Genomic DNA, 3,779 nt, shown 5'->3' on the forward strand with positions numbered 1-3,779 from the left:
ATCAGCGAGGGAATGAAAATCCAGCAGTGCTTCCCCCAGTTGGTGGCTCTGCTCCAGTGAAAGTCGGTGAATCTTCTGCCTCAACTCATCCGGTACGTCCCCGCACACTCGGACCAGTTGCCGCAAAAGCAGTTCCTCGCTTCCTTTGAGGAAACCTTCTTCTCGTCCTTCTTCCTTTGCTAATCGTTCTACCGAGGTCACGTACGGCATACGTAACTCCTCTTCATAAGCGATCAAATCTGAGCGGAATCGGCGGTCCAAATCAGCTCTCAAACGCATCATCCAGTCAATCAGCCGAAAGAGCTCTCTTATTCTATCGGAAGAGTACCCCAGCGTGTAGAGGTTTCGTACCAACTCCGTCTTCGCACTGAATCGCGACTCTGGGTCACCCGTCGTCCTGAGGGCGGCAATTTGAGCTCTCGAAACCTGAGCGACCAGTGACACATTGTCCACCCAGTCTGATTCGAGTCGTTCCACGATTTTGCAGACGGGAAACTGGCGATGGCTCAGGAAGCCACCCATTTCAAAGCGATGTTCACGGGGCATCCAGCTTTTTCGTAAATCGGCCAAAATCACCAGCGTCAAAATCTCCTGGCGAAACATCCACTTGAGCCCAGAATGGTAAAGATCGAGCCGAAAGGCGAAATCCGCCTCGTACGAGGTCTGAATCTCCAGATGACACAAAATCCACTGCTCGTCGCCAGTTTTCAGACGAACTTTAAACAGAACATCAACTTCACTGTTCTTTTGACCAGACTGACCGACGATCTGGCTGATTTCTTTGTCCAGCCACTGCGGTTCAAAGCTCCAGTCAACCAATTCTGCCAGCGCGGGAAAACAATTCTCGACCGAATCTCGCAAGTGCGAGCGCAGTAACTCTTTCCACGCCCCGTCATAATCACTTTCCGGCGTCTCGCTCTGCGATCCAGAAATGGAGTCATTCGTCATAAATCGAACTTCATCGAGAGAGGGACTGCACCAGAAGTCACTGTTTTTCCGCCTTGATGACCCAGATGTCCGTCACGTAGTGTCGCTGTCGCCAGTTCAGTTCGGATTCGTCCATCTCTTCCCATGTGAGGGTGATTCGGCCATCGGCCAGCGTCTCCGCAGGAACCTCAAAGATCTGTTCAGTCACCTGGTCAAACGTCTCGCCGGTTCTCAACAACTTCGCCTTGACGCCATCGATCACCAATGGGGACGACCGCTGAGCAAAAAGTTTTACGATGTAAGCTGAGGAACTGTCGAGATTGTTGTAGGTGATGCCTTGCGGGATGCGGAACAGGTAAGCGTGCCAGGCCTGTCGCAATCGATTTCGCTTTTCCCCCACCCATCGCTGGTTGGGCCGGGGATGGTCATCCTGATGGCGAAGCGCGTCTCCTGCCAGCAAGAGTTTCGGGATACGAGGGGAACGACCAACGTGACCGACGACGTCGTAGTAACCTTGGTCGCCCGGATTCTCCCAATTGATGATGACCTCAATCCGTTTCCGCTGCGTCGCCACGTCGGACAGTCTGACGACCGCTTCTAACTGATCTTCCAGCCACCAGCGGTTATTGAGCGGGTAGTTCACAAAATCGAGGACCGCTCCTCGCTCGTAGCCCGAAGCCTGGTACCGGGGAACGCTGGTCTGCAGTCCAATTTCTTCAAAAAGTGTCTCACCGAATTTGTTGAGCTTTTCCAGCCCCTCTACGTCGACAGGTTCGGTCGCGGCCCGTTCGAGAATCTGACGTGCGGCACTGATCGTGGAGAGGACATCGGAATGACTCGACTCGGCCAGCTTGGCCAAGGCCTGACGTTCGAGATCCGTCTCATAGAGCAGTCGCTTTCGGGTGTAAGCATCGTAATAGGCTCGGAACAAGTGCATCTGAAAACGCCAGGGGCTTCCCGCAGTGACGATGCCTCTTTCAAGTTCCTGCCACAATCGCAACGCCCCTTCGATGGAGCCGTTTTCCGCAAGGGCTCCGCGCAGATTCGTCTCCAGTGAGAACAAACCGTCTGCCCCGACCTGGGCAAGGTCACTGCGGAAAAAGAACCGGGCGTACTCCTCTGCCACACGGCGCGGATCGACCTCAGGATTCCAGCCAAGCTGTGACCACAGGTTCTTGTTGAAGTCATCGTGCACGCCGTCGGAATAAGAAAGAAAGCCGTTTGTGAAGGAATAGTCCATCCGGTAAACGGCGGTGTAATCGACAGGGCGAGGGTTAACGCACTCACGCCCCAGGGTCATACCCAGCGCCGGATCGAGCCACGGGACAGGATACTGACATCGCACGGTGTGCGTGATGTCCGGGTACCAACGGAGTTGATACGCATCGGCAAGTCGGCGACGTGTCGCCTCCATGGGAGGACTTCCCGGCCCCATCACCAGTCCACCAAACCAGACCGGCTTGTGTTCATCGAGATAATGGAAGAGGAAATCCACGTCGTCTGGTTTAAAGTGCTGCAGTGACAGCCAGACCTTCGCCTGGGGATGATACTTATTTACCAGTGATGCCATGCGCTGTAAGAACGGCACCAGATGCTCTGCTTTATTATCCCCCGGATCTCCCCCCGGAACGAAGATGGCATCGAGCCGTTTGACCTGCTGGTAGTATGCCTCCTGCTGCTCGAGGAATGCCGCCTCCTCCGTCGCGTTCGGCAGCTTCACGAGCACTGGTACCCAGATCCAGTGATCGAGATCATACCGATCACACAATTCTGCAAATTTGATATTCATTTCCGGACGGGAATACTTCATCAATGGACTGAGTTTTCCTCCTTGCCAGGGAATGTTCTCAACGGCATTGGCTCCGAAAATAACAAGCTCGCGAAAGTACTGATCAAATTGATCAATCCTCCACGCATCCCAACTATTCGCTGTATCCCGATATCCCAGCTGATGACCACGCAGGGGCCTGTCGGGTGACTCGCTTGCCTGAAACTCAGACGACAGCGTGATGCGCCCGTCATGCCAATTCAGGTTCCGCAGCAGCTTGCCAACGCCGAATAAGGCTCCTCGCGAATCACGCCCCGTCACGAAGACGATCGCGGGCCCCTGTTCATTTGCCGGAGTCAACCGAATTGAGAACGATTCCGCCGGTTCGGGAACGGTGGCAACGACGGAATGTGTCCGCTCTGACCACGACGGTGGTGCCACTCTGGTTGAGATGGCGATGACGGCTGTTGCATCAACCGGCCATTCGGTCGTGACCGGCAGCTGGATCCCAGTGCGACGCTGCAACTCTTCAACGAGAACTGTCGGGGCGATTCGTTCTGCAGCAGGTAATTCGCCCCCCCGCGTGACGACGATCGCCTTCGAGAGATCGATCTCGTGAGCCCAAACTGAAGAGGTCACCGTCAGTAAGAGGACGACGATACAGCCGACGGATTGACGAACCATGAAGGAGCCTTCTCACGGGAAATTTCGGCAGACTGACTGCTGTGCGTCTCCAGACACAGGCGCACAGGTCGACTGAAACGCGTGAGTGAGAAAGACAACCACTGCAGAGGTCCGACATCAAAATCGGACGACGCCGAGCTTACCACTGGGTCTATTCGCAAGCAATTAACGCAGTCCGGCCCACCGAGTGTCCGTCGTCATCCAGTCACTGTGTGATGTAACCACTTACCACGTGCGAGTTCTGACCTCGTCAGCAGCAAATCGGGTAGGAGGAGGGGTTACCCCCTCCGTCCTCCCACACCACCGGACGTACTCATCGTATCCGGCGGTTTCTAAGATGGTTGTAAATCGGCGTGCCTTTGGGTCAGGAAGACGAGGCCGAGACGATGGAACCAGTCGA

Annotated in this window: 2 protein-coding genes; both read right to left on the reverse strand. The window is 55.1% G+C overall.

Annotation, left to right across the window (positions count from 1 at the left end; all coding sequences use genetic code 11):
• Positions 1-948: DUF4351 domain-containing protein (locus tag VGE80_RS02835; protein ID WP_440591606.1), on the reverse strand; the 948-nt coding region annotated here is incomplete at its 3' end.
• A 37-nt stretch (positions 949-985) separates the two neighbouring features.
• Positions 986-3,379, reverse strand: a complete 2,394-nt coding sequence (locus VGE80_RS02840) for a hypothetical protein (protein ID WP_440591607.1) — start codon at positions 3,377-3,379, stop codon at positions 986-988.
• Between the last annotated feature and the right edge of the window lie 400 nt (positions 3,380-3,779).

Origin of the sequence: Schlesneria sp. (assembly GCF_036405755.1) — a bacterium.
Classification (GTDB): Bacteria; Planctomycetota; Planctomycetia; order Planctomycetales; family Planctomycetaceae; genus Schlesneria; species Schlesneria sphaerica.